Consider the following 25,056-nt stretch of genomic DNA (forward strand, 5'->3'; position numbering starts at 1 on the left):
TATTGGTGTAGGGCGTTTTCTGTACGGCCACAGGTCAGAGGGACCATGATTCGGTTGCTTAGCGTCAGGTATTGCCTGCGTAAGTCGTGCAGCGAATACTATCGGTAAGACTCGCCGCTTGCCGTGAGAGAGGTCTCATAAAATCCTATCTTGAATGGGATTTTTATTGATAAATATCATTTTAAAGTCTGGATCACATTTGGATCTGGAATAAATGCATCAAGGGCACGAATTTTATGACATCCACGTCAATGGTAACGTCACTGGATACCATGACTTTTCCGCTTCATGGCGCGCGTTTAATTGAGGCGTCAGCCGGAACCGGAAAAACCTTCACTATTGCTGGCCTGTACCTCAGGTTGTTGCTTGGTCATGGCTGTGCGGAAAGTAAACACCAGCAGCCGCTAACGGTGGACCAAATTCTGGTGGTGACCTTTACTGAGGCTGCGACCGCCGAACTGAGAGACCGGATTCGAGCCCGAATTCATGATGCGCGGCTGGCCTTTTCTCGTGGTCAAAGCGGTGATCCCGTGATTCAACCTTTGCTTGAAGCCATTGACGATCATTCTCAAGCGGCTGAAATTCTCCTTCAAGCGGAAAGGCAGATGGACGAAGCGGCGGTCTATACGATTCACGGTTTTTGTCAGCGCATGTTGACTCAAAATGCGTTTGAATCCGGTAGTCGCTTTAATAACGAATTCATTACTGATGAGAGTCACCTTAAAGCTCAGGTTGTGGCAGACTACTGGCGACGTAATTTCTACCCACTACCGCTTAATCTCGCCGGTGAAGTGCGCCGAATTTGGGGGGCGCCTGCCGAACTGTTGAAAAAGATCAGCCCTTATTTAACCGGGGCACCTTTGCAGCTCTCAGTGCCAGCAATGCAAGGCAGTATGGCTGACCTGTATAGCCAAAACCTCAAACAGATTGATGAACTCAAAACAATTTGGCGCGAAGGGCAACAAGACTACCTTGCTCTAATCAGCGACTCGGATGTCAACAAGCGTAGCTACACCAAGAAATCATTGCCTGCTTGGCTTGAAGCGGTGGACATGTGGGCAGCGAGTGAAACCACGGGCTATGAGTACCCGGATAAACTAGAAAAGTTTGCGCAGAATATCCTGCAAGAGAAGACCCCTAAAGGGCAAGCGCCAAGCCATCCCGCTTTTGTTGCTATCGAGCAGTTTCTCGCCAAACCTATTAGTCTTGAAGCACCACTGCTGGCACACGCCATAGAACAGTGCCGCGAGATGTTGGCGAAGGCCAAGCAGCAGAAACAGTGGCTGTCGTTTGATGATCTGCTGACTCAGTTGTCCGCAGCGATTGATGAAGATGATAGTGAGCTGCTTACGCAGCGAATCCGCTCTCTCTATCCGGTCGCCATGATCGATGAATTTCAGGATACCGACCCGCTTCAATACAGCATATTCAGCCGTATCTATCTTGAGCACCCTCAGTGCGGTTTGTTCATGATTGGTGATCCCAAACAGGCGATTTACGGTTTTCGTGGTGCGGATATATTTACCTACATCAAGGCACGTAATCAGGTCTCCTCTCACTTCACTCTTGGCACCAACTGGCGGTCGAGCTCAGACATGGTCGCGGCGGTGAACCAGGTGTTCGAAACGCCGAGCAGCCCGTTTGTTTATGACGATGACATTCCGTTTATTCCGGTTAAATCGAGCCCGAATGCAGACAAACGCCAGTGGATGATAGATGGACAGCGCCAACCGGCAATGACTTACTGGTTACAAGAAGCTGAAGAGAAGCCATTGGCGAAAGGTGAATATCATCAAGCCATGGCGCAGGCCTGTGCCGATGAAATCCATCGTATTTTGTCGGCGGCTCAGAGCGAGCGTGCGTTTTTTGATGATGGAAAGTCTCAACACGCAATTCAGGCCGGAGACATTGCTGTGTTGGTTCGAACCGGCAGTGAAGGTCGAATGATCAAACAGGCCTTGGCAGAGCAGGGGATTGCCAGCGTGTATCTGTCTAACCGAGATAGTGTATTTGTCTCACAGGTGGCAGAAGACTTACAACGATTACTCCAAGCGGTGCTCACTCCGGAAAATGATCGTGCTTTAAGAGCCAGCCTTGCTTCTGAGCTGTTTGCTCTTGATGCCGGAACCCTCGACAAACTCAATAATGATGAAAATGAATGGGAAAATGCCATCAATGAGTTTAAGGAGTATCGCCGCTTATGGAGTCAACGTGGCGTATTGCCGATGCTGCGTAGCGTGATGAGTAAAAGACACATCGCAGAACGATTGCTTGAAGAAGATAATGGCGAGCGATCTCTGACGGACTTTATGCACATAGGAGAGCTGCTTCAGCAAGCCAGCCAAGAGCTCGACAGTGACCACGGTTTGCTGCGCTGGTTAGCTCAGGCCATTAGTGATGCCCGCAATGGTCTCGGGGGAAGTGAGGAGCAGATCCAGCGTTTGGAATCGGAGCGCAATTTGGTGCAGATCGTCACCATCCACAAATCAAAAGGGTTGGAATACGATCTGGTGTTTTTGCCGTTTGTGTTCAGCTATCGAGAGGCGAGTGAAGCCAAGTATTACGATAGTGCTTCAGACAAAACCATTCTGGATATCACCAAACAGGACGCCTCATTACAGCAAGCTGACAAGGAGAGGCTGGCGGAAGATCTGCGCTTGATCTACGTGGCGCTCACTCGCGCGGTTTATGGCTGCTTTGTCGGTGCGGCGCCGCTACGTAATGGTCGCTCGACGAAAGAGCCTACTGGCGTGCACCACAGTGCGATGGGGTACTTATTACAAAATGGTGAGCCAGGTGGCATCGCCGATTTAACCGCTGCGTTGCAACAGCACGCTCAGGAGCTGAGTTGTGTCCAGTTGGCGGATTTACCAGAGAGTGTGAATGAAAAGCTCGTTACTCGCGAAGCAGAGAAGCAAGCGCTGCATGCCAATGAATTGCAAAATGAAATCGATCGTAACTGGCGCATCACCAGTTATTCCGGTCTGGTTAAGCAGGGAGCCAGCCACCATTTTGACGATGCTGTGACGGACATATTGTTATTGGATGTCGACTCTTCTGATGAACAGCAGGAGGAAGAGCAGCTTGAGCCTGAGAAAAATATTTTTACTTTCCCGAAAGGCGCCAGACCAGGAACCTTCCTTCACACCTTATTTGAAGAGGTTGAGTTTACCGAATCTGCAACCTCAGACAGCAATAGCGAAATCATTGTTAATTTGATGGAAAGTGAGCAGCTTGACCCTGCTTGGTTGCCGATACTTCAACAACTCGTCGATACTGTATTGGCAACGCCGTTAGATGGTAAGCAACTGAAACTCAATCAAAAACAGCCTGCCCAACGTTTAGTTGAAATGGAGTTCTTGTTGCCGATTGAAATACTGACTGCACCCGCATTGAATCGCGTCATTCAGCGTCACGACCCTCTGTCTGCCAAAGCAGGCGATCTGGGCTTTCATTCCACACAGGGTATGCTGAAAGGTTTTATTGACTTGGTGTTTGAACATCAGGGCAAGTATTACGTACTTGACTGGAAATCCAATTACCTTGGAGATAATGTCGCTGACTATCATGGCGAGGCCCTGAAAACGGCCATGGTGGATCACCGCTATGATCTCCAATATCAAATCTATGCGCTGGCTTTACACCGATTCCTGCGAACTCGCGTACCAAATTACGATTACCAGACTCACTTCGGCGGAGTCTATTACCTGTTTTTGCGCGGTATGGACGGAGCAAGTGAACACGGCATTTTCTCTGCACGGCCGACACTTGAGTTTCTCGAAGACATGGACAGTCTGATTGATGGCCGTCCTATCGAACCGAAACAGTCCAGCTCTGGTCAGATGGAGTTACTCTAATCATGCAAGATCTCTTTTCGCGTCTTCAGCCTCTGGCGAGCAAAGGTTCAATCCGACAGATTGATTATCAGTTTGCTCGATTTATTCTTGCTCAAAGTAAAGATGAATACGTTGCTTTTGTTGCGGCAATCCTCAGCTGCGAGCTAGGTAAGGGGCATATTTGCTTGCCACTGTTTGACTGTTACGGACAGCCTGTGGATTTGGCAGCCAAATTGGGGCTGTTTGGTGATGCGGCTGTTGAGCTTAATCAAATGCTACAAAAGGTAGATTGGCCATCACTACTTCAAGCTTCATCTTTGGTCGGAGATCAAGGGCAGACATCGCCAATGATTTTTGACGGTGAACGACTTTACCTGCATCGTTATTGGCATTACGAAGTTGTACTGGCAAATCGCTTGAACAGCTTTGGGTCACCTATGATCCTAAAGCCTACTGATGCTCAAAAACTGGCAGAGTTGTTGAATCACCTGTTTGCCAGAAACTATCGTTACCTCTTTACTGATCTGGCCTCCGCGCAATCTGATGGGAGTTCTACACAGGTACTGAGACAGCAGTTAGTCTGCGATCATCTTGATGTAGTGAGCAGCGAACAGCTCGATTGGCCTACCATAGACCAAAAGCTCCTTAGTGCGACCAAAATAGAGCATTTGAACGTGCTGGATCAGTTGGTACCCGTGTCGGTCTGTGTTAACTGGCAAAAGGTAGCGGCAGCTGTGGCATTGACGCGACGCTTTGCGGTGATTTCTGGTGGTCCGGGTACCGGAAAAACCACCACCGTGACGAAATTGCTTGCCGCTTTGATCACTCAGGCTCAGCAAGCTGGCGATGCTCCGGTGATTAAGCTCGTCGCTCCGACAGGTAAAGCGGCTGCGCGATTGACGGAATCTATCGGTAAGGCGGTAGCAGAATTGCCTGTTGAACCTGCGCTTAAAGAGCAAATCCCAACCGACGCCAGCACTTTGCATCGCTTGCTAGGAGCTGTGCCAAACAGTGTTGAATTTCGTCACAACCAGCACAATCCACTTCACCTCGATATCTTAGTGGTGGATGAAGCCTCTATGGTGGATCTGCCTATGATGTACAAGCTGGTGGATGCACTGCCTAAACATGCTCGTTTGATACTGCTCGGTGATAAAGATCAGCTTGCGTCGGTGGAAGCTGGGGCGGTGTTGGGAGATATTTGTTCCTTTTACCAACAAGGCTACAGTGCCCCTCACGCTGGTGTGATTGCTCAGCTTACTGGCTACCAGACACTAGCCCAATCCTCCAATACTACGGCGACTATTGCTGATAGTTTGTGCATGCTGCAAAAGAGCTACCGATTTGATGCCCGTTCAGGTATCGGACAATTAGCGAAAGCGATCAATTCCGGCTCAATGCAAAAAGTCGATTGGGTCTGGCAGCGAGATTTCGAAGACATAGCGAGATTTCCTATCGATGGTCAGCACTACAGTCAGATGATTCAAACATTGGCACAGGAATACAGCCATTACTTAAAGAGAATCGGACAAGTGGTGGTGGATCCCAACACTGAACAACCAGAAACCACTCATCAGCGCGCAAAAGATGCGCTGCAGCTGTTCGCAAAATGTCGTTTGCTGTGTGCCGTTCGGGAAGGAGATTTTGGCATCTCAGGACTTAATCAACGCATAGAGCGAGCATTAAACGCACGTAAAATGATTCAGGTTCAGGACGAGATTTGGTATCACGGAAGGCCCGTTATGGTGGTACGTAACGATCACGCATTGGGTTTGTACAATGGTGATATTGGCCTTTGTTTACGTGATAACTCGGACGGAGTTGAGCGACTGAAGGTGTTTTTCGAACTCCCTGATGGCTCGGTTAAAGCTGTGCTTCCAAGCCGAGTACCTGAGCATGAAACGGCCTACGCGATGACGATTCATAAATCACAGGGCAGCGAATTTGAGCACACCTTGATGATATTACCACCGGAATTTACACCAATTCTGACTCGTGAGCTTATCTACACGGGCATTACGCGTGCAAAACAAAAATTGAGTTTATATGTGGATGACAGAGTTTTGGCGCGAGGGGTGAAGATCAGGACTGAGAGAGCAAGTGGCTTGGTAAACCGTTTATAACAATTACCATCCATGGCTATTGAGAGGAGTTATTGAATTGCCTGGCTGAAAGAGATACTGCGGATGCCGTACTTCTGCTGGTAGTTCAATATAAATGCTTTTAAACCCTTACTGACAGGAAAGACGCAGTGGACGTCCAGCCCTTCCAGAAGTTCGTTATCAGCCATATCCCAGAAACTCTGGATCGAGTTACAGATGATGGTTTTCATCGGTCATTTGCTCTTAGTGACGTTGTTATCTACCTCAAGCAATCCGTGCGACTTATCAGGCTTAGGTGCCTGTAAGTTGAAGACGAGTCCAATCGGGCTCCCCTTTTTCCCGTAGCGGGTTATTAGGGAGCTCGAATTTTAACCAGTTAATGCGACAAAATAAAGCGGAAAAATTGATCTAAATAGTGACAACAGCGTTTCAGTGATGAGACAAGACAAAGAAACTGCCTAACTCTTTGTCTTATCACTATGCATTACAGTTCAATCGCTAGAATCTTCGATTTTCTTTGGTAGTTGTAGAGGTTTTGCTTTTGCGAAGGAAGAAAATCAACAGACATTTCATAGAAGCCTTGTTCGCGGAACCAATGTAGGCTGCGTGTCGTCAGAACGAAAATATGCTTAATCCCCTGAGCCTTCGATTGTAATTTGATATGGTTGAGCAGCAAGACGCCACGATTACCATCACGGTATTCTGGATGAATGGCGACGCACGCCATCTCAGCCATTTTTTCCTGAGTGTATGGGTAAAGCGCTGCACAGCCGATGATCAGGCCATCTTTTTCGATGATGGTGAACTGATGAATCTCTTGTTCAAGCTGCTCGCGAGATCGCCTCACCAGTACGCGCTGTTCTTCGAGAGGACGAATTAAATCTAGTATCCCGCCAATATCGTCGATGTCAGCCTGGCGAACTTGCTCGGCACTCGCTCTTACGATTTGAGTACCGATACCATCTAAGGAGAACAACTCCTGAATTAAGGCACCATCAACTTTGTAGCTCACCAAATGGCTGCGTGGGACGCCAGCTCGACAGGCGGTAGTGGCTGCACGCAGAAAGCGGATAGTACCTGAGGCACTGTCTTCGCTATTGCCGCTGTCTTGTTCAAGTTTTTCGAGAAACTGCTCTGCTTCACGCGGGAAGAGCTCAGCAACAGCATTTCCATTCTCATCAATGACCCCTTGTTCCGAACAAAAGCCAATTAACTTGTCAGCATGTAATTTGAGTGCAACTTGAGTTGCAACTTCTTCGGATAAAAGGTTGAAGGATTCACCGGTTACTGAGCTGGCAATTGGGCCAAGTAGCACTATAGAGCCTTGATCGAGTGTACGGTTGATGCCTTCGACATCAATTCGACGAATTCGACCACTGTGACAGTAATCAACCCCATCATCAATACCAAGTGGTTGTGCAATGACAAAGTTACCGCTCACGACGTTAAGCTGAGTACCGGCCATAGGCGTATTGCCCAAACTCATCGACAGCTGGGCGGTAATGGCTAACTGAAGTTGTCCTGCGGCTTGCATGACGATATCTAGGCTAGTTTCATCAGTAATACGAACGCCTTTGTGATAGGGCGTATCATGTTGGAATCGGTCTAGAATTCGATTGATTTGCGGGCGCGCGCCATGGACGAGGACGATCTTGACCCCCAAGCTATGAAGCAGAGCCAGATCGCTGATAATATTAGCAAAATTGTTATCAGCAACCGCTTCGCCACCTAGCATGATGACCATGGTTTTGCCACGGTGGGCATTCACGTAAGGGGCCGATTGGCGGAAGCCTTTGACTAAAGCGGTATTACGAATCTTCACTATTTATCCAATAAAGATGAATTTATATGTGATTATATTGCAATTTTATTCCCTTGGCGGCAAGGGCTTTTTGGGAGAGAGCGCCAAAAAACGTATCAACTCAATAGCTGGAGATATTTTTGAATGTTATAGGTGTGGTGAGAACCATACTTATTTCTAGCAAAGTTAAGTAATTAGGCTAACACTTAACGTAATAAATAAACTTGTCATTAGCTGGTTAATGAAGTTCAAAGTAGGCGTCAAATTTGAAGAAAAAGAAATTGTTAGAGCGTGGAGTATTGATTGCTGCTGTTGTGCTGGCCGTAGCTGCCATCTTTGTATCCAAAGTGCTCTACGACCGATATCAGGATATTACACATCCTAATTCAATGGTTTATGGAACATGGGTCGAACAGGGTGTGGCGCCTTACTCTGCAGACCGCTTCGTGCTCAATGAAACCGGTGTGGTGATTGACGGTGGTGTGGTTAACACGCGTTACCGCTTTAACGGGAGCTATGTTGAATTTCAGGTGGGCGAAGAAAAGCGTCGTTACCAAATCCTTAATCAGAGCTTCAGCCAGATGAGACTGATTTCTGAACCGCATTATCAGCCTATTTATCAATTGTCAGAAAAGTCCAAAAATAACATTCGTTAACGTCTATCTGATTGCGCTAACCGTTTGAGTTTGTCATCCTTTGTTACAGGCTTGAAAGGAATAAACCTGTGTTCAAAAAATATCTTCCAATTGTGGCAGCCAGTGTTCTCTTTGGCTGTGCACAACCGCACGATCGTGCTCAACAATATCTTGATGGTGAATTTAATTCGATTCTGAATAAAACCGCAGTTGTAGAATCGGACAAACCACGGGATTTCACTGAATTTACCAAACAGTCTCAACAAGTCGTTGAAAACTCACCTTCTATGGCTCGGGTTTATCAGCCTTTGTATGAAAAGCTCAATGAATGGGTATTACAGAGTGGTGATCCTGCGCAGTTAGCTGACTTTGGCATTCAAACTGCCCAGCTAGGCGGCGGTGATAAGCAAGGTAACGTCTTGTTCACCGGCTATTTCTCACCAGTAATGGAATTGCGCCACGAACCGAATGAAACCTACAAATACCCAGTCTATGGCAAACCAGAGTGTGACGCTGATTGCCCGACGCGCGCTCAAATTTATGACGGTGCATTAGAAGGACAAGGACTGGAATTAGGTTATGCAGCGAATATGATCGACCCATTCCTGATGGAAGTGCAGGGCAGCGGCTTTGTTCATTTTGAAGATGACGATACGCTGGAGTATTTTGCCTACGGTGGGAAAAACAACAAAGCTTACGTCAGCATTGGTAAGGTGTTGATAGAGCGAGACCAAGTCCCGCGCGAAAAAATGTCGCTGAAAGCTATCAAAGAGTGGGTGATGGCAAATGATGAAGCGACCGTTCGTGAGTTACTTGAACAAAATCCATCTTATGTGTTCTTTGAGCCCCGAGCGGACGCTCCGGTGACAGGTACAGCTGGGATCCCATTACTGCCAATGGCATCTGTGGCGGGTGACCGTTCGATTTTCCCTATGGGAACACCTATTCTTGCTGAAGTGCCATTGCTCAATGCCGATGGCACTTGGAGTGGTGCCCATCAGTTACGCCTACTAATTGTTCTCGATACTGGTGGTGCGGTGAAGCAGAATCACCTCGATTTATACCATGGTATGGGGCCGAGAGCAGGAACTGAGGCGGGTCACTATAAGCACTTTGGGCGAGTGTGGAAGCTGGGGCTGGAAAACTCGTCAACTCAAGCGCCTTGGGCATTGCCTCCCGAGAAGTTACAATAGCTTTTCTCATCTAGACTTTTTAATAAAGAGTGCGTATAAATCGCACTCTTTATTTTTGTACCATCACTCGGCGGAAGAACAGCACCATGCGCGAACTTGATACTCCGGCTTCAGACAACTACAACCAACGCTTCGGCGGCACTCGTCGTCTTTATGGCAATAGCGAAGTGGAGATCCTTCGTGCCGCGCACGTTTGTGTGATCGGCATTGGCGGCGTAGGCTCTTGGGCGGTTGAAGCATTGGCTCGTACAGGCATCGGTGAGTTGACCTTGATTGATATGGATGATGTCTGTGTTACTAACATCAACCGTCAGATCCATGCCATGAGCGGTACGGTGGGACAGAGTAAAATTGAAGTGATGGCCGAACGCGTCAATCTTATCAATCCAGAGTGCAAAGTTAATCTGATTGATGACTTTATTACGCCAGACAACCAGCATGAATATCTGTCAAAAGAGTTTGATTACGTGCTTGATGCGATCGACAGCGTGAAAGCGAAAGCTTCACTGCTGGCGTATTGTCGTAGCAACAAGATTAAAGTGATCACTACCGGCGGTGCAGGTGGGCAAGTCGATCCAACCCAGATTCAAGTTGCTGACCTGACCAAAACCATCCAAGACCCATTGGCGAAAAAAATTAAAGATACTTTGCGTCGTCACCATAATTTCCCCAAGAATCCGCAGCGTAAATTTGGCATTGAGTGCGTATTTTCAACGGAACAACTGAAGTACCCTCAGCCAGACGGCAGTGTGTGCGGTGTTAAATCTACAGCGGAAGGGCCAAAGCGTATGGACTGCGCCAGTGGATTTGGGGCGGCGACGGTCGTTACCGCAACATTCGGCTTTGTGGCGGTTTCGCGCATTGTCGAGAAGCTGATTCAGAAATACCGTAAATAGTTCGTTTGGAGATTCTTATGTCCTCATTCCCACAGTCACCTTTTGGCACTGATATTCAAGCAGAAGACATCGTTACGACTATGCAAGGCTTTAAAGGCTGGGAGGATCGTTACCGTCAGGTCATTCAGTGGGGGAAGAAACTTCCTGCGATGCCTGATGAGCTGAAATCTGAGCAAGTCACGGTTTCAGGCTGTGAAAGCCAGGTTTGGCTGGTGAGTGAAAATCTTGATGGTGTGTGGCATTTTTGCGCTGACTCCGACGCACGTATTGTGCGAGGCCTTATTGCGCTCGTTATGGCGGCTTATAATGGCAAAACCAGCGCAGAAATTCAGGCATTCAATATTGATGAGTACTTTGAAAAATTGGGTCTCATTGCCCATCTCAGCCCATCGCGAGGCAATGGTTTAAAAGCGATTGTTGAACAGATAAAACAAGTCTCCCGCTAACCGCAACCCGCCGATTTGGCGGGTTGATTGTTTCTGTATGAAATTTAATCACTGAGATATTAATGCCTTAAAAAATACAGGGTGTTAGACCTCTTGTTGTCGCTGAATAAAGGCTGTACAATTCGCGCCCTTAATTAATGTTACGTCGTTTCGTGAGGCCACATGACCACTGAAAAAATCAATCTACTCGACTTTGATCGCCAAGGAATGCGCAAGTTTTTTGCTGAAGAGCTAGGTGAAAAAGCATTTCGTGCCGAGCAGGTGATGAAGTGGATCTACCATTTTGGTGTCGATGACTTCGAGAAGATGACCAACATTAACAAGAAGCTGCGTGAGAAATTGATCCATCGGTGTGAGATTAAAGCCCCTGTGGTGGCGGAAGCTCAACACTCTTCAGACGGGACAATTAAGTGGGCGATGAAGGTTGGCGACCAGGACGTAGAAACGGTTTATATTCCTGAAGATGATCGTGCGACTTTGTGTGTGTCGTCTCAGGTTGGTTGTGCATTGGAATGTAAGTTCTGTTCAACCGCTCAGCAAGGCTTTAACCGTAATCTGAAAGTCTCTGAGATTATTGGTCAGGTATGGCGTGCAGCACGTGAAATTGGTTTGGAAAAAGAGACAGGCCGTCGTCCTATCACTAACGTTGTGATGATGGGGATGGGTGAGCCACTGCTAAACATGAAAAACCTGATCCCAGCATTGGAATTGATGTTGGATGATCTAGGTTTTGGTCTATCTAAACGTCGCGTTACGGTATCGACTTCTGGTGTGGTATCGGGTCTGGATCAAATGACAGGTCAAATTGATGTCGCGCTAGCGATTTCACTTCATGCACCAAACGATAAGTTGCGCAGTGAAATCATGCCAATCAACGACCGTTGGGATATTCAAGACTTCCTAGCATCTGTGCGTCGTTACATCGCTTCTTCCAATGCGAACCGCGGTAAAGTGACTGTGGAATACGTGCTACTGGACCATGTAAACGATGATATGGACCATGCGCGTGAATTGGCTGAGCTGATGAAAGATACGCCGTGTAAGATTAACCTGATTCCGTTTAACCCTTATCCGGGTTCTCCTTACAAAAAACCAAGCAACTCACGCATTGACCGTTTCCAGAAAACATTAATGCAATATGAGCATACAGTGACGGTTCGTAAAACGCGTGGTGATGATATTGATGCCGCATGTGGTCAGTTGGTTGGTGATGTGATTGACCGTACTAAACGCACCGCAATGATTCGTGCCGCTAAAGGTGACACCATCGCAGTAAAAGCAGTTTAATTGAGTGTTTTGACGACAAAGCCAGGGCTCAGCTCTGGCTTTTTTGTAAATTGGTGTTGCTAAATAATGTCAAAATCAGGAAAAACCTTGAGCTGCTTGTAATTTATGCGCCTTTTCTATGTTGTTTCATCTCTGATATCTATTAGAATTAAACTTTAGTGCTTTAGAGGTAATACCTCTGCGATTGAGTGAAGTACTTTTATGCAATTTGGTGAGGCAATATCCTCAAAAATTTTGGATTTTGAACAAAACCAGCACAACTAACGAAAAACGATAAACGTGCGATTGGCTCAGAATCCCCTGAAAAGAGACGTTAAAACATTATGAGTGTTGAACAGCAAACACCAGTACAAGAAGAGAATAAAGTCGAAGCGGGTACGATTTTAAAACAAAAACGTGAAGAGCTCGGCCTGACGCAGCAACAAGTGGCGGATCGACTACGTTTGCGTCGCTCCATCATTGAAAACATCGAATTGAATCAATTTGAAAGTGAACAGGTGGCGACCTTTACTCGTGGTTACCTCCGTTCTTATGCACGTGTCGTGGGCATTAAAGAATCTGTGGTGTTGTGCGCATTAGATGATTGTGGTGAAGCGCAGCACGAAGAGCATGAGATGCAAAGCTTTTCGCAGAAGACCAATAAAGAAAAACACGATAGCCGCATTATGACTCTGACATGGGGCATTTTTGCCATTATTGTCGGTATCTCTTCCGTTTGGTGGTGGCAAAATCAAGAAAACAGCGCAGTTGAGCTGACCACTGCAACGGAACAAGAAATGAAAATCGAGCAAGAGCTGGCTGAAAACAATGAGCTAGATTTTGCTGCGGTTGAGCCAAGCCTGATTAATGAATCACCAGAGGGCCAGCAAGTGGTTGAACAGCCACTTGAAGAGGTCACTACTCCGGTTGAAACAGCAACGGCTGAGCCTGAAATCGTTGAGCAGCCAACTGAAGTTGTCCAAGCAATTACTGAGCCTGCTGAACCTGAAGTCGTCACGGAGCCAGTCACTGAACCGGTTGTTGCCGCTGAGCCGAACCAACCAGAGAAAGAAACCGAAAATTCTTCTGAACCCGTTGTCGCCAACCTCTTAGAAATGTCTTTCAGCGATGACTGTTGGATTCAGGTGAAAGATGCGACAGGTAAAACACTGGCGACAGGTATTAAGAAAGCCGGTCAGGATTTACAAGTGAGCGGTGAAAGGCCTTATAACGTGATTTTGGGTGCCCCAGAAAACGTTTCAATGACATTATCAAGTGAACCTGTCGACCTTTCTGGGTATACTTCAGGCAAAGTAGCAAGATTCACCTTACCTTAGAAATAAATATGCAACACGAATCTCCTATCAAACGTCGCCCATCGACTCGTATTTACGTGGGCGATGTGCCTATTGGTGACGGTGCTCCGATTGCAGTGCAGTCAATGACTAACACCAGAACAACAGACGTCGAAGCGACTGTTGCACAAATAAAATCACTGGAAAATGTCGGTGCTGATATCGTTCGAGTGTCAGTTCCTACTATGGATGCGGCTGAAGCCTTTAAGCTAATTAAGCAGCAGGTCAACATTCCGCTGGTGGCTGATATTCACTTTGACTACCGTATAGCGCTGAAAGTTGCTGAGTACGGTGTTGACTGTCTACGTATCAACCCGGGTAATATCGGTAACGAAGATCGTATCCGTTCAGTCGTTGATTGCGCGCGCGATAAGAATATTCCTATCCGTATTGGTGTGAATGGCGGCTCTCTGGAAAAAGATATCCAGATGAAGTACGGCGAACCAACGCCTGAGGCGCTGGTAGAGTCTGCAATGCGTCATGTTGATATTCTGGATCGTCTAAACTTTGACCAGTTTAAGGTCAGTGTAAAGGCGTCAGATGTTTTCCTTGCTGTGGATTCGTATCGCTTGTTGGCGAAGAAAATCGATCAGCCACTTCACTTAGGTATTACAGAAGCGGGCGGTGCTCGTGCGGGTTCTGTGAAGTCTGCAGTTGGTCTGGGTATGCTATTGGCAGAAGGTATCGGTGATACGCTGCGTATTTCTCTGGCAGCTAACCCGGTTGAAGAGATCAAAGTTGGCTTTGATATTCTTAAATCTCTGCGTATTCGCTCCCGTGGTATCAACTTCATTGCTTGCCCAAGCTGTTCACGTCAGGAGTTTGATGTGATTAGCACGGTTAACGCGTTAGAAGAGCGTCTTGAAGACATCATTACTCCGATGGACGTGTCTATCATTGGTTGTGTCGTCAATGGCCCGGGTGAAGCAGAAGTCTCTCACCTTGGTCTTGCTGGCAGCAACAAGAAGAGCGCATTCTACGAAGACGGTAAACGTCAGAAAGAGCGTTTCGACAATAATGACCTTGTTGACCAGCTAGAAGCTAAAATTCGTGCAAAAGCTTCAACATTAGACGAAGCAAACCGCATCGACGTAAAAGTAAAAGATTAATCTCAACGTAACCAAAATTACGGTAAATATTGTGGCAAAGAAAATCCAAGCAATTCGAGGCATGAACGACTGCCTTCCAACTCAATCACCACTGTGGCAAAAACTTGAAAACGCAGTGAAGAATGTAATCAGCGCATACGGTTACAGCGAAGTGCGCATGCCAATCGTTGAGATGACTCATCTATTTAGCCGTGCTATCGGTGAAGTCACGGATGTGGTTGAAAAGGAGATGTACACCTTTGACGATCGCAATGGTGACAGCCTGACTCTTCGTCCGGAAGGGACTGCTGGTTGTGTGCGCTCTTGTATTGAGAACAGTCTGATTGACCGCTCTGAGCAGCGTCTATGGTACATGGGGCCAATGTTCCGTCATGAACGTCCACAGAAAGGCCGCTACCGTCAATTCCACCAGTGTGGTGTAGAAGTATTTGGTCTGGATGGTCCAGATGTCGATGCTGAACTTATCATGATGACAGCACGTTTGTGGCGTGAGTTGGGTATTGATAAACACGTTCGTCTTGAGCTGAACTCTATCGGTTCTCTAGAAGACCGTGCTAACTACCGCACAGCTTTGATTGCCTTCCTTGAGCAACACATCGATGTTCTGGATGATGACTGCAAACGTCGTATGCACACAAACCCGCTGCGCGTTTTGGATACTAAGAACCCTGACGTTCAGGCGATTCTTGGTGATGCGCCACGTCTTTCAGATTATCTTGGTGAAGAGTCCAAACAACATTTTGCTGGTCTTTGTGAACTTCTTGACGCTGCAGGTATCGAATACACAGTAAATGAGCGTCTGGTTCGTGGTCTTGATTACTACAACCGCACGGTATTTGAGTGGATCACGGAAAGCTTAGGGGCTCAAGGCACGGTATGTGGCGGTGGCCGTTATGATGGTCTAGTCGAACAGTTGGGCGGTAAAGCAACGCCAGCTGTCGGTTTTGCAATGGGTCTTGAGCGTCTGGTTCTCATGCTAGAAACACTAGAACTGACAGACGTTCGCCGCTCTGTTGATGTCTACATGGTTACTGCGGGCGAAGGCACTATGATGGCGGGCATGAAGCTGGCTGAGTTACTACGTGAGCAAGTTCCAGGCATTCGTGTGATGAACCATTTCGGTGGTGGTAACTTTAAGAAACAATTTAAGCGTGCCGACAAGGTAGGTGCAGCAGTGGCGCTGGTTCTTGGTGAAAACGAAGTAGCAGATAACACTGTGGTACTGAAAGACCTGATTGGCGGCACTCAAGAAACTTACGGCCAAGCAGACGTTGCAGCTAAGCTGGCAGAGTTGGTTTAAACGCATTCAAATTTGAAGTGGTGATTCTAGTCACCACTTTTTAGATTCAAGAGGACAGGAAGTGGAACTCTACGATACTGAAGAACAACAAGTAGAAGCGATCAAAGATTGGTGGAAAGAAAACGGTAAAGCGGTCATTTTCGGCGCGGTTATCGGTCTGGGTGGCCTATTTGGTTGGCGCTACTACCAAGATTCAGTGACAGCAGCTCAGGAAGCTGCGTCTGAAAGTTATACCAAGGCTGTTCAGGAACTGGCGGCCAAAGGTGCTGAAGGCGAAGGTGCGGTTCAGAGCTTTATTGATGCTAACAAAGAGACTCAGTATGCAGTCCTTGCAGCTCTTCAACTAGCGAAAGTGCAGGTTGAAGCGGGCAGCTTAGATGAAGCACTTGCGCAGCTTGAATGGGCAAAAACAGCGACTGAAGACCAAGCACTAATTTCTGTTATTTCTTTCCGTCTTGCTCGCTTGAAAGCAGAACAGGGTGAATTTGATGCGGCTGTTTCTGAACTAGCTGCAATTAATGATGAAAGCTGGGCTGGACGTGTTGCTGAGCTGAAGGGGGATATCCTTCTTCGTAAAGGTGATGCGGAAGGTGCGTACGCAGCTTATACCGAAGCACAGCAAGCGGATGATGCAAGTCAGACTATACAAATGAAACTGGACGACCTGGCGAAGTAATGGTGCTGTGCATGAATAAAATGCTGAAAAAAGCCCTCACTGCGGCGGCCATTTTGGGTGTTCTTGCTGGCTGTGCCAGTGAAGAAGATACCATTATCATGGCGCCAGTGCCTCAGGTTGACAGTGAATTCACTCCGAAGAGTGAATGGAGTGCCAGTGTTGGTGATGGCGTATCAAACTACTTCTCTAAATTGTCTCCTGAATATGCTTATGACAAAGTCTTTGTTGCAAGCCGTGAAGGTATTGTGAAGGCACTGAGCCCTGAAAATGGCAGTACCTTGTGGCAACAAGATCTTGAACAGAATGTTCCCGCTCGCTTATCTGGTGGCATCACTGCAGGTTACAGCCAAATTTTTATTGGTAGTGAAAACGGTCAGGTGATTGCCCTGAACGAAGAAACCGGTGAAGTGAACTGGCGTGTAGATGTTGAAGGTGAAGTGCTAGCGGCACCTGCGACGGAAAGCAACTTAGTTATTGTTCACACTGCAACGGGTATGTTGATTGCTCTGGATCAGGCAACCGGTGATATCAAGTGGACCATCAGCACAGAAGTGCCAAGTCTGACTCTGCGCGGTAACAGCGCTCCTGTGACGGTATCTGGCGGTGTATTCTGGGGAACAGCGAATGGTCGTCTAGCGGCTGCGATTGCAGAGCGTGGTCAGCTGATTTGGCAACAGCCTATCGGTACGCCACAAGGAGCAACAGAAATCGATCGTCTAGTCGACGTTGATGCTTCTCCACTGGTTCTTGGTAGCACACTGTATATTGTTGGTTATAACGGTCAGTTGACCGCTATTGATCTGCGCTCGGGTAAGTCAGTCTGGAAGCGTAAATACTCGTCATCTACTGATCTTGCCAGCGATGGTGGTCGTCTGTTTGTTGTGACAGATAAAGATTATCTGGTTGCCGTTGATGCACGCAGTGGCACAGAGCTTTGGAGTAACGAGCAACTTGAACACCGTCTATTGACCGCACCGGCACTCATTAATGGCTATGTGGTTGTGGGCGATAGCGAAGGTTATCTGCATTGGCTTGACCGAGATACTGGCGAATTTGTTGCACAGCAGCAAATCAACAGCAGCGGTTTCGCAGTTGCGCCAATTAATGTGCCAGATGGCTACATTGCAGTAACACGTAATGGCGATGTAAAGAAACTGAGCATTACCAAGTAATCGTGTGATATAATTCACATTCGGCTCCTGGCTGGTAACAGTTGGGAGCCGTTTTATTGGATAGAACAAAATAAAATCTGTAGTTATAGGTAAACACTGGTATTGGGATTAGTCATTACCTATAACTACATAGAAAGTATATTGTAGAGGTTGTTATGGTACCTGTTGTTGCTCTGGTAGGGCGTCCAAACGTTGGTAAATCAACGTTGTTTAATCGACTGACTCGCACGCGTGACGCATTAGTCGCGGACTTCCCTGGCTTAACTCGTGACCGTAAATATGGCCAAGCTAAGCTTGGTGAACACGAATTTATTGTTATTGACACTGGTGGTATCGACGGTACTGAAGAAGGTGTTGAAACTAAAATGGCTGAACAGTCGCTTGCGGCGATTGATGAAGCTGATGTTGTACTGTTTATGGTGGATGGCCGTGCCGGTCTAACTCCATCGGACATCGCGATTTCTAATCACCTGCGTAAGATTGAAAAGCCTTCAATGCTTGTCGTTAACAAAGTTGATGGCATTGATGCGGATGCAGCCTCGGCTGACTTCTGGCAGCTAGGCGTTGAAAGCATGTACCAGATTGCTGCGGCACATGGCCGTGGTGTGGGTGCATTGATTGACCGCGCACTAAACCCATTTGCTGAGAAAATGGCGGAAGAAGCACGAGGTGAAATCGAAGATCTTACAGACTTCATTGACGAAGATGAAGAGAAGCTTGATTACACTGAAGAAGAAGCAGAAGCGGAATTTAAGCGTCTTCAAGATCAACCAATCAAATTGGCGATTATCGGTCGTCCAAATGTTGGTAAATCGACGCTCACTAACCGCATCCTTGGTGAAGAGCGTGTAGTTGTGTATGACATGCCGGGCACGACTCGTGACTCTATCTACATTCCGATGGAGCGAGACGGTCGAGAGTATGTTCTTATCGATACTGCGGGTGTCCGTCGTCGTAAGCGTATCAACGAAACAGTAGAGAAGTTCTCCGTTGTTAAGACTTTGAAAGCGGTAGAAGATGCTAACGTTGTACTGCTTGTTATCGATGCACGCGAAAACATCTCAGACCAAGATCTTAGCCTGCTTGGCTTTGCATTGAACGCAGGTCGTTCGATTGTCATTGCCGTTAACAAGTGGGACGGCTTGGATATGGACGTTAAAGAGCACGTTAAAAAAGAGCTCGATCGTCGTCTTGGTTTTGTTGACTTCGCTCGTATTCACTTTATTTCTGCTCTTCACGGCACTGGTGTTGGCCATTTATTCGAGTCTGTTCAAGAAGCGTATAAGTCAGCGACCACTCGTGTGGGCACTTCGGTTCTGACTCGTATCATGAAAATGGCGACCGAAGATCACCAGCCACCATTGGTTCGTGGTCGTCGCGTGAAGCTGAAATATGCACACGCAGGCGGTTATAACCCACCAATCGTGGTGATTCACGGTAATCAGGTTAATGAACTGCCGGATTCTTACAAGCGCTATCTGATGAACTATTACCGTAAGTCATTAGAGATCATGGGCACGCCAATTCGAATTCAATTCCAAAACAGCGATAACCCATTTGAAGGCAAGTCAAATAAGATGACCTTGTCTCAAGAGCGTAAACGTAAGCGCTTGATGAGCATGATGAAAAACCGCAAGAAATAATATAGAACAACAAAAAGCGCCTTTAAATAAGGGCGCTTTTTTTATACAGGATAGCTAGATGTCTGTTACACCTACAATTACACGCTTTTGTCACGATACGTGGCAGCTTGCTTCTCAGGTTCAACGCGTTGAATTGGGACAAGATTACCTTTACCTCATCACCGAAATGACCCCATTCCACCCCGTAAGTCATATCTGGCCTGATCATCCAGCGGATAAAGGAACCATTGACGGTCACGTGGTGATTGATTGTTTGGTTGGCGCTGTTGAACTCAGCAGTGATGAGCTCTACGTTGGCAGTGCAATCCCAGTCAAACGCGATGAAGAAGGATGGGCATTTGTTGTTGTGCATTGCCTAGATAAATCGGTCACAGGCCTTGTGGCTCAGCAGGAGGTCACACTCGTTGTAGACAAACCGTATCAGCAAGCACTGAGTCGGGGACACAGCGCTGGGCATATCGCCTATTTGGCGCTTAACAAAGTGTTAGTGGAAAATGGTTACTGGCGCAAAGAGGCAGATCGTAAAGACCCACACGGCTACTACGACTTTAACAGCTATGCCCAAGAGGCAAGCTTTGTGAGTGAAGATAAGTGTATCGATACATACCGTCTTGGCAAAACACTGCGCAAGCGAGGGCTAAACAGTGCAGACATGCTGGCTGATTTAGAAAAGATACAATCCTGGGTTAACCAGCAGATAGCACAATGGTTAACTGTCGATTCTGATATCGAGATAAAATGCTGTGGCAATGCGTTAACAGATTCACGTTATTGGCGATGTGATCTTGGAGAACAGAACCTTGCTGAAATCCCTTGCGGTGGTACACATGCTAAAAACCTCAATGAATACAAAGACATTGTGGTTAATTTGATTCAAATTGATGCGCAAAATATTGAAATGCACACTAATGTAATCGCGGCATAATTATAATGCGATCATTTTATTAAATTCTAAATGCCTGGGTTTTTGCGCTTTATTTGGGTTTTAATATTGTTTTAAATTCAAAAACAGCACATGTAACTTATGCTTTCGGTGTGTGGTTATATAAATATTCTTTTGAGGGGTGATCGCTGATCAAAATGGATTTAGCCGATGATCTCATGAAGATCTTTACCCCATAATATAGATGTCAACTCGATAATCAATTATTCAGTATGCTAGTGTGGCTAAGGTCTGATTATAAAATGACCTTATATGTTACTTTGTTCTGTTAATAATAAAAACGAGTCAGCCTTATGAGTTATAACCGACTTCTGCATGCCCACAGAGAGGTCAATAAGTTGCTCACCAAGCTTGCATTAGGAATGGGGAAAGCAGAACTCAATCGCAGAGTGGTTGATCTGTCCGAGCATTGGTTTGGTGAACGCCGTGCGTCCATTTTGCGTCTTGATGAGCCGACACAACAATTGCATTTGGAATATGCGCCTAGTTTGCCTGATTTCTACAATCAGGCGATAGAAGGGGTTGAGATTGGGGAAAACGTCGGCTCTTGTGGTGCAGCGGCTTTTCTCAAGCGAACGGTTGTGGTGGAAGACATCAATCACCACCCTAACTGGGCGCCTTTTCTCTCTATTACTGAAAAAGCTAACCTTCGCGCTTGCTGGTCGGTACCTATATTAGCGAATGATCAGACTGTGATGGGGACATTTGCGATATACAGCTCGCAACCTTCTAAGCCAAGCGAAGAAGAGCTGGAAGTTCTAGAAATGTTGGCTTCTCTTTACGCTGTCGCGTGGGAAAAATATCAGCTTGAACAGCAGCTTCACTATCACGCTAGTTATGATTGCTTAACAGGTTGTCTGAATCGACGAGCGTTGCTTCAGCGAGCCTCTGATTGTCTCAACACCAATTTAACTTACGTCGCATGCTTCTTTGCCGATATTGATAAGTTCAAGCAGATCAATGACAAGAATGGACATGAAGCAGGGGATGTTGTGCTAACAGCAGTTGGCCACGTTTTCAAACACTGTTTTTCAGAGTCAGGCATTAGTGGACGCTATGGTGGCGATGAGTTTGTCGCGTTTGCGTTTTCAGATGATGAAGAAGCTCTCCGGATCCTGCATACCGAGCTCAGAGAAAGTTTGGCAGAGATTACTCCACTGCATACGATTGAAGTCAATGTGAGTGTCGGGTTGTCTATTGTGAATATTGAACGCCTAGACTCTATCGAGTGCTTGATTAAACAAGCGGATAAGCAGATGTATCAGATTAAGCATCACCACTGAGAGTGACTTAGATCATAGTATCTGGAGTGCCTCAGAATATAAGCTCTCAGTAGAAGCATCGATTAAGAGAATTCAATATGAATCCGTGTCCAGTATGTCAGAAAGAGCTAGAGTGGCAAGGTCACTACCACTGCAATGACTGTGCGAGTGATTACATCAAGGTTGGCTACTGCCCTGAGTGTAAAGACAAGCTAGAAAAACTACAGGCTTGTGGTTCCGCCAGCTATTTTTGCCACACTTGTAACGAACTTAAGTCGAAGTCCAGAGTTGGCTTTCAGTTCATTAAACAGGCTTAAACGACGGTAGAGTGTATCTCTCCGTCAGATAAACGGGTGACCAGAGTATCACCCGTTTTTGTCTCGGCCGCTTTAGTCAGCACTTTACCTGAAGCATCTTGAGTAATGGAGTAGCCACGTTTTAACGTCGCGAGCGGGCTGACAGTATCCAGTTTCTCAGCAGCCAGTGCGAGTTGGTGGCTAGAGTTAAGTAGCTTTCTGTCCATCGCATCTATCAGAGTTTGCTCAAGTCTTTGTAACGACAGCTTCTGTTCATTGAGCCGCACCACTGGAGAATGGAGTTGTAGCTTATATTGCTGGCGTTCTACATTCTGGCTGCGGGTAGTCAGATAGCGTTCCATTGAGCGTTGCAGACGAACATACAACTCGTCGAGCTGTTGGCTTTGTCTCTGAAGTTGATGAGACGGGTGTTGACGTTCCAGTCGGTGCTGTAGCGCCGACGTGTTTTGTTTATGCTTGGTCAGATAATGACGAATAGCACTATGAAGTTTGTGCTGACGAGTATTGATGGCTTGCGCTTTATGGCTGTTATCTCGGCTGACTAATTCCGCTGCGGCTGACGGCGTAGGTGCACGCATATCGGCAACAAAGTCGGCGATAGTCACATCAATTTCATGTCCAACAGCACTGATAATAGGTATCTGACTGGCTGCAATTGTACGTGCAACAATTTCGTTGTTGAAACACCAAAGATCTTCCAAAGAACCGCCGCCTCGACCAACAATCAACACGTCACATTCGTTGCGACTATTCGCACAACCTATCGCCTGTGCGATCTGAATGGCCGCATCCTCTCCTTGAACCAATGTAGGGTAAACCACGACAGGTAACGAAGGATCACGCCTCTTAAGGACATCAAGAATATCGAAGAGGGCAGCGCCGGTTTTGGAGGTCACTACGCCAACGCGTTTTGGATGCTCCGGCAATGTTTGTTTGCTGGTTTGGGCAAACAAACCTTCACCGGCCAGCTTCATTTTCAGTTCTTCAAACTGCTGCTGAAGTCGGCCATCACCCTCAGGCTGCATACTCTCGATAATAAGTTGGTAGTCACCACGAGGCTCATACAATGACAGACGAGCTTTGACTAAAACCTGATTGCCATTCTGAGGTTTAAAAGTCACTCGGCGATTGTTGCCACGGAACATGGCGCACTTAACCTGAGCACGGGAGTCTTTGAGAGTAAAATACCAGTGGCCTGAAACGGGCGCAGAGAAGTTTGAGATTTCGCCTACCAACCACACAATACCCATTTCATTTTCTAGTAACAGGCGAACTTCAGAATTAAGACGAGATACAGTGAAGATGTTTTGATTGGTCAGAGATGACACAGCTAATCTCATAGGCGTGAGTATGGAAATTAGCGGCAATATAATACATAGCAAGGGGGTAATTGCAAGAAAAAAATTAAAAAAACTTGTGGTCAAGCGATTGCGTTAGCCGTATAATCCGTCCGCAATATCTAATCCAAATGCAGCCTAGCTTCTCCGCTAACTGCCCTCATTATGCGAAACGATGAGACCGGATTGTTCTTTTACTCCTCTAATTGTGAGATATTGCAAATGCTAAGAATTGCCAAAGAAGCGCTGACATTCGACGATGTTCTACTAGTGCCAGCACACTCCACCGTTCTCCCAAACACAGCTGATCTTCGCACTCAGCTGACGAAAAACATCACCCTTAACATTCCGATGATTTCTGCCTCTATGGATACCGTGACGGAAGCTCGTCTGGCTATCGCTCTAGCGCAGGAAGGTGGCATTGGCTTTATCCACAAAAACATGTCGATTGAGCAGCAAGCTGAAATGGTTCATCAGGTTAAGATTTACGAAGCTGGCGTGGTTTCACATCCGGTTACTGTAAACCCTGATGCAACAATTGCAGACGTTGTGGCTCTAACAGAAAAGCATGGTTTTGCAGGTTTCCCTGTCGTAACTGACAACAATGAGTTAGTTGGTATCATCACTGGCCGTGACGTTCGTTTCGTAACTGACCTTTCTAAGAAAGTTGAAGTCGTTATGACACCTAAGGAGCGTCTGGCGGCAGTAAAAGAAGGTGCAACTCGTGAAGAAGTGCAAGAGAAAATGCATGAAGCACGTGTTGAGAAAGTACTGGTTGTGAACGATGAGTTCCAACTAACCGGTATGATTACAGCAAAAGATTTCCATAAAGCAGAACGTAAACCAAACGCATGTAAAGATGCGCAAGGTCGTCTACGCGTTGGTGCAGCAGTTGGTGCTGGTGCAGGTAACGAAGAGCGTGTTGCAGCCTTGGTTGAAGCGGGTGTTGACGTTCTACTTATCGACTCTTCTCATGGCCATTCAGAAGGCGTCCTAAACCGTATTCGTGAAACTCGTGCGGCTTACCCAGATCTCGACATCATTGGCGGTAACGTTGCAACGAGTGCAGGCGCTAAAGCGCTGATTGAAGCGGGTGTCAGTGCTGTGAAGGTTGGTATCGGCCCAGGCTCTATCTGTACCACTCGTATCGTAACTGGCGTAGGTGTTCCTCAGGTTACTGCTATTGCAGATGCGGCAGAAGTTGCGAACGAATACGGCATTCCAGTTATTGCAGATGGTGGTATCCGTTTCTCCGGTGATATCTGTAAAGCTATCGTTGCTGGCGCATCATGTGTGATGGTTGGTTCAATGTTCGCTGGTACCGAAGAAGCACCAGGTGAAGTCATTCTATACAACGGCCGTTCTTACAAAGCTTACCGTGGTATGGGTTCTTTAGGCGCGATGTCTCAAGGCTCATCTGACCGTTACTTCCAGTCTGATAATGCTGCCGACAAACTTGTTCCTGAAGGTATCGAAGGCCGTATCGCATACAAAGGTCGTCTAAAAGAGATCGTTCACCAACAAATGGGTGGTCTACGTTCAAGCATGGGTCTTACTGGCAGTGCAACCGTTGAAGATATGCGTACTAAGGCTGAATTTGTACGTATTTCGGGCGCTGGCATGAAAGAATCTCATGTACACGACGTTCAAATTACCAAGGAAGCACCAAACTACCGTCTAGGTTAATTTTTACTGTTGTAAAAATAAAACCTACACACCTGACGTAAACGTTTGCTTTTTCCTTGAAGCATTAATAAGAGGCGAGTA

Annotated in this window: 20 protein-coding genes; 17 read left to right on the forward strand and 3 right to left on the reverse strand. The window is 46.8% G+C overall.

The features are described 5' to 3' along the window. The first annotated feature begins 236 nt into the window (after positions 1 to 236). On the forward strand, positions 237 to 3,857 hold the full coding sequence (recB, locus tag FIU99_RS03505) for an exodeoxyribonuclease V subunit beta (RefSeq protein WP_006959724.1): 3,621 nt from the start codon (positions 237 to 239) through the stop codon (positions 3,855 to 3,857). 2 nt (positions 3,858 to 3,859) lie between these two features. Beyond that, positions 3,860 to 5,959 carry an exodeoxyribonuclease V subunit alpha gene (gene recD, locus FIU99_RS03510; RefSeq protein WP_006959722.1) on the forward strand — a complete coding sequence of 700 codons (2,100 nt, stop codon included), beginning with the start codon at positions 3,860 to 3,862 and terminating at the stop codon, positions 5,957 to 5,959. A gap of 29 nt (positions 5,960 to 5,988) precedes the next feature. On the opposite strand, the gene FIU99_RS03515 is transcribed toward recD, so the two are convergent. Next, complete coding sequence (locus FIU99_RS03515) at positions 5,989 to 6,168, reverse strand: hypothetical protein (RefSeq protein WP_006959721.1); 180 nt, start codon at positions 6,166 to 6,168, stop codon at positions 5,989 to 5,991. Positions 6,169 to 6,422: 254 nt separating this feature from the next. After that, a complete protein-coding gene (gene argA, locus FIU99_RS03520) occupies positions 6,423 to 7,760 on the reverse strand; it encodes an amino-acid N-acetyltransferase (RefSeq protein ID WP_006959719.1) in 1,338 nt (445 codons plus the stop codon). Positions 7,761 to 8,005: 245 nt separating this feature from the next. Between argA and FIU99_RS03525 the strand changes: the two genes are divergently transcribed. The 14 genes from FIU99_RS03525 to FIU99_RS03590 all read left to right on the forward strand — a co-directional run bounded on the left by FIU99_RS03525 (position 8,006) and on the right by FIU99_RS03590 (position 21,952). Further along, entirely contained in the window at positions 8,006 to 8,395 is a 390-nt protein-coding gene (locus FIU99_RS03525; RefSeq protein WP_006959717.1) for a DUF2850 domain-containing protein, read from the forward strand. Positions 8,396 to 8,463: 68 nt separating this feature from the next. Then, a complete protein-coding gene (mltA, locus tag FIU99_RS03530; protein ID WP_006959715.1) occupies positions 8,464 to 9,567 on the forward strand; it encodes a murein transglycosylase A in 1,104 nt (367 codons plus the stop codon). A gap of 86 nt (positions 9,568 to 9,653) precedes the next feature. After that, a complete protein-coding gene (tcdA, locus tag FIU99_RS03535) occupies positions 9,654 to 10,463 on the forward strand; it encodes a tRNA cyclic N6-threonylcarbamoyladenosine(37) synthase TcdA (protein ID WP_006959714.1) in 810 nt (269 codons plus the stop codon). 17 nt (positions 10,464 to 10,480) lie between these two features. Beyond that, positions 10,481 to 10,909: a cysteine desulfurase sulfur acceptor subunit CsdE gene (csdE, locus tag FIU99_RS03540; protein ID WP_006959712.1), complete on the forward strand. Its 429-nt coding sequence runs from the start codon at positions 10,481 to 10,483 to the stop codon at positions 10,907 to 10,909. Positions 10,910 to 11,071: 162 nt separating this feature from the next. Continuing rightward, positions 11,072 to 12,196: a bifunctional tRNA (adenosine(37)-C2)-methyltransferase TrmG/ribosomal RNA large subunit methyltransferase RlmN gene (locus FIU99_RS03545; protein WP_006959710.1), complete on the forward strand. Its 1,125-nt coding sequence runs from the start codon at positions 11,072 to 11,074 to the stop codon at positions 12,194 to 12,196. Positions 12,197 to 12,519: 323 nt separating this feature from the next. Further along, entirely contained in the window at positions 12,520 to 13,512 is a 993-nt protein-coding gene (gene rodZ, locus FIU99_RS03550) for a cytoskeleton protein RodZ (protein ID WP_065740629.1), read from the forward strand. Positions 13,513 to 13,520: 8 nt separating this feature from the next. Then, positions 13,521 to 14,639 carry a flavodoxin-dependent (E)-4-hydroxy-3-methylbut-2-enyl-diphosphate synthase gene (gene ispG, locus FIU99_RS03555; RefSeq protein WP_006959706.1) on the forward strand — a complete coding sequence of 373 codons (1,119 nt, stop codon included), beginning with the start codon at positions 13,521 to 13,523 and terminating at the stop codon, positions 14,637 to 14,639. A 31-nt stretch (positions 14,640 to 14,670) separates the two neighbouring features. Then, on the forward strand, positions 14,671 to 15,939 hold the full coding sequence (gene hisS, locus FIU99_RS03560; RefSeq protein WP_006959704.1) for a histidine--tRNA ligase: 1,269 nt from the start codon (positions 14,671 to 14,673) through the stop codon (positions 15,937 to 15,939). Between the two features lie 61 nt (positions 15,940 to 16,000). Further along, a complete protein-coding gene (locus FIU99_RS03565; protein ID WP_006959702.1) occupies positions 16,001 to 16,615 on the forward strand; it encodes a YfgM family protein in 615 nt (204 codons plus the stop codon). Positions 16,616 to 16,626: 11 nt separating this feature from the next. Continuing rightward, positions 16,627 to 17,787 (forward strand): outer membrane protein assembly factor BamB, encoded by a 1,161-nt coding sequence (gene bamB, locus FIU99_RS03570; protein ID WP_006959700.1) that lies wholly within the window; start codon positions 16,627 to 16,629, stop codon positions 17,785 to 17,787. Positions 17,788 to 17,942: 155 nt separating this feature from the next. Then, positions 17,943 to 19,430: a ribosome biogenesis GTPase Der gene (gene der, locus FIU99_RS03575; protein WP_006959698.1), complete on the forward strand. Its 1,488-nt coding sequence runs from the start codon at positions 17,943 to 17,945 to the stop codon at positions 19,428 to 19,430. Between the two features lie 58 nt (positions 19,431 to 19,488). Further along, positions 19,489 to 20,355, forward strand: a complete 867-nt coding sequence (locus FIU99_RS03580) for a hypothetical protein (protein WP_006959696.1) — start codon at positions 19,489 to 19,491, stop codon at positions 20,353 to 20,355. Positions 20,356 to 20,666: 311 nt separating this feature from the next. Further along, positions 20,667 to 21,656: a diguanylate cyclase gene (locus FIU99_RS03585; RefSeq protein WP_152472020.1), complete on the forward strand. Its 990-nt coding sequence runs from the start codon at positions 20,667 to 20,669 to the stop codon at positions 21,654 to 21,656. 77 nt (positions 21,657 to 21,733) lie between these two features. Next, positions 21,734 to 21,952 (forward strand): zinc ribbon domain-containing protein, encoded by a 219-nt coding sequence (locus tag FIU99_RS03590; protein WP_038156441.1) that lies wholly within the window; start codon positions 21,734 to 21,736, stop codon positions 21,950 to 21,952. Here FIU99_RS03590 and xseA read toward each other — a convergent pair. Next, the gene (gene xseA, locus FIU99_RS03595; RefSeq protein WP_152472021.1) at positions 21,949 to 23,280 is read right to left on the reverse strand and encodes an exodeoxyribonuclease VII large subunit; all 1,332 of its coding nucleotides are present in this window, start codon (positions 23,278 to 23,280) and stop codon (positions 21,949 to 21,951) included. The two genes, FIU99_RS03590 and xseA, sit on opposite strands and share 4 nt — an antisense overlap. Before the next feature lie 231 nt (positions 23,281 to 23,511). On the opposite strand from xseA, the gene guaB reads away from it, so the two are divergent. Beyond that, entirely contained in the window at positions 23,512 to 24,975 is a 1,464-nt protein-coding gene (gene guaB / locus FIU99_RS03600; protein WP_006959688.1) for an IMP dehydrogenase, read from the forward strand. Positions 24,976 to 25,056: the final 81 nt, after the last annotated feature.

This window comes from Vibrio sp. THAF64 (genome assembly GCF_009363455.1).
GTDB classification, from domain to species: domain Bacteria; phylum Pseudomonadota; class Gammaproteobacteria; order Enterobacterales; family Vibrionaceae; genus Vibrio; species Vibrio coralliilyticus.

What these genes read in the sequence shown, in the direction of transcription:
- tcdA (WP_006959714.1), top strand. Translation starts at nt 9,654, where the DNA reads ATGCGCGAACTTGATACTCCGGCTTCAGACAACTACAACCAACGCTTC.
- csdE (WP_006959712.1), top strand. Translation starts at nt 10,481, where the DNA reads ATGTCCTCATTCCCACAGTCACCTTTTGGCACTGATATTCAAGCAGAA.
- FIU99_RS03585 (WP_152472020.1), top strand. Translation starts at nt 20,667, where the DNA reads ATGAGTTATAACCGACTTCTGCATGCCCACAGAGAGGTCAATAAGTTG.
- recD (WP_006959722.1), top strand. Translation starts at nt 3,860, where the DNA reads ATGCAAGATCTCTTTTCGCGTCTTCAGCCTCTGGCGAGCAAAGGTTCA.
- recB (WP_006959724.1), top strand. Translation starts at nt 237, where the DNA reads ATGACATCCACGTCAATGGTAACGTCACTGGATACCATGACTTTTCCG.
- rodZ (WP_065740629.1), top strand. Translation starts at nt 12,520, where the DNA reads ATGAGTGTTGAACAGCAAACACCAGTACAAGAAGAGAATAAAGTCGAA.
- FIU99_RS03580 (WP_006959696.1), top strand. Translation starts at nt 19,489, where the DNA reads ATGTCTGTTACACCTACAATTACACGCTTTTGTCACGATACGTGGCAG.
- der (WP_006959698.1), top strand. Translation starts at nt 17,943, where the DNA reads ATGGTACCTGTTGTTGCTCTGGTAGGGCGTCCAAACGTTGGTAAATCA.
- FIU99_RS03590 (WP_038156441.1), top strand. Translation starts at nt 21,734, where the DNA reads ATGAATCCGTGTCCAGTATGTCAGAAAGAGCTAGAGTGGCAAGGTCAC.
- FIU99_RS03515 (WP_006959721.1), bottom strand. Translation starts at nt 6,168, where the DNA reads ATGAAAACCATCATCTGTAACTCGATCCAGAGTTTCTGGGATATGGCT.
- guaB (WP_006959688.1), top strand. Translation starts at nt 23,512, where the DNA reads ATGCTAAGAATTGCCAAAGAAGCGCTGACATTCGACGATGTTCTACTA.
- FIU99_RS03545 (WP_006959710.1), top strand. Translation starts at nt 11,072, where the DNA reads ATGACCACTGAAAAAATCAATCTACTCGACTTTGATCGCCAAGGAATG.
- bamB (WP_006959700.1), top strand. Translation starts at nt 16,627, where the DNA reads ATGAATAAAATGCTGAAAAAAGCCCTCACTGCGGCGGCCATTTTGGGT.
- ispG (WP_006959706.1), top strand. Translation starts at nt 13,521, where the DNA reads ATGCAACACGAATCTCCTATCAAACGTCGCCCATCGACTCGTATTTAC.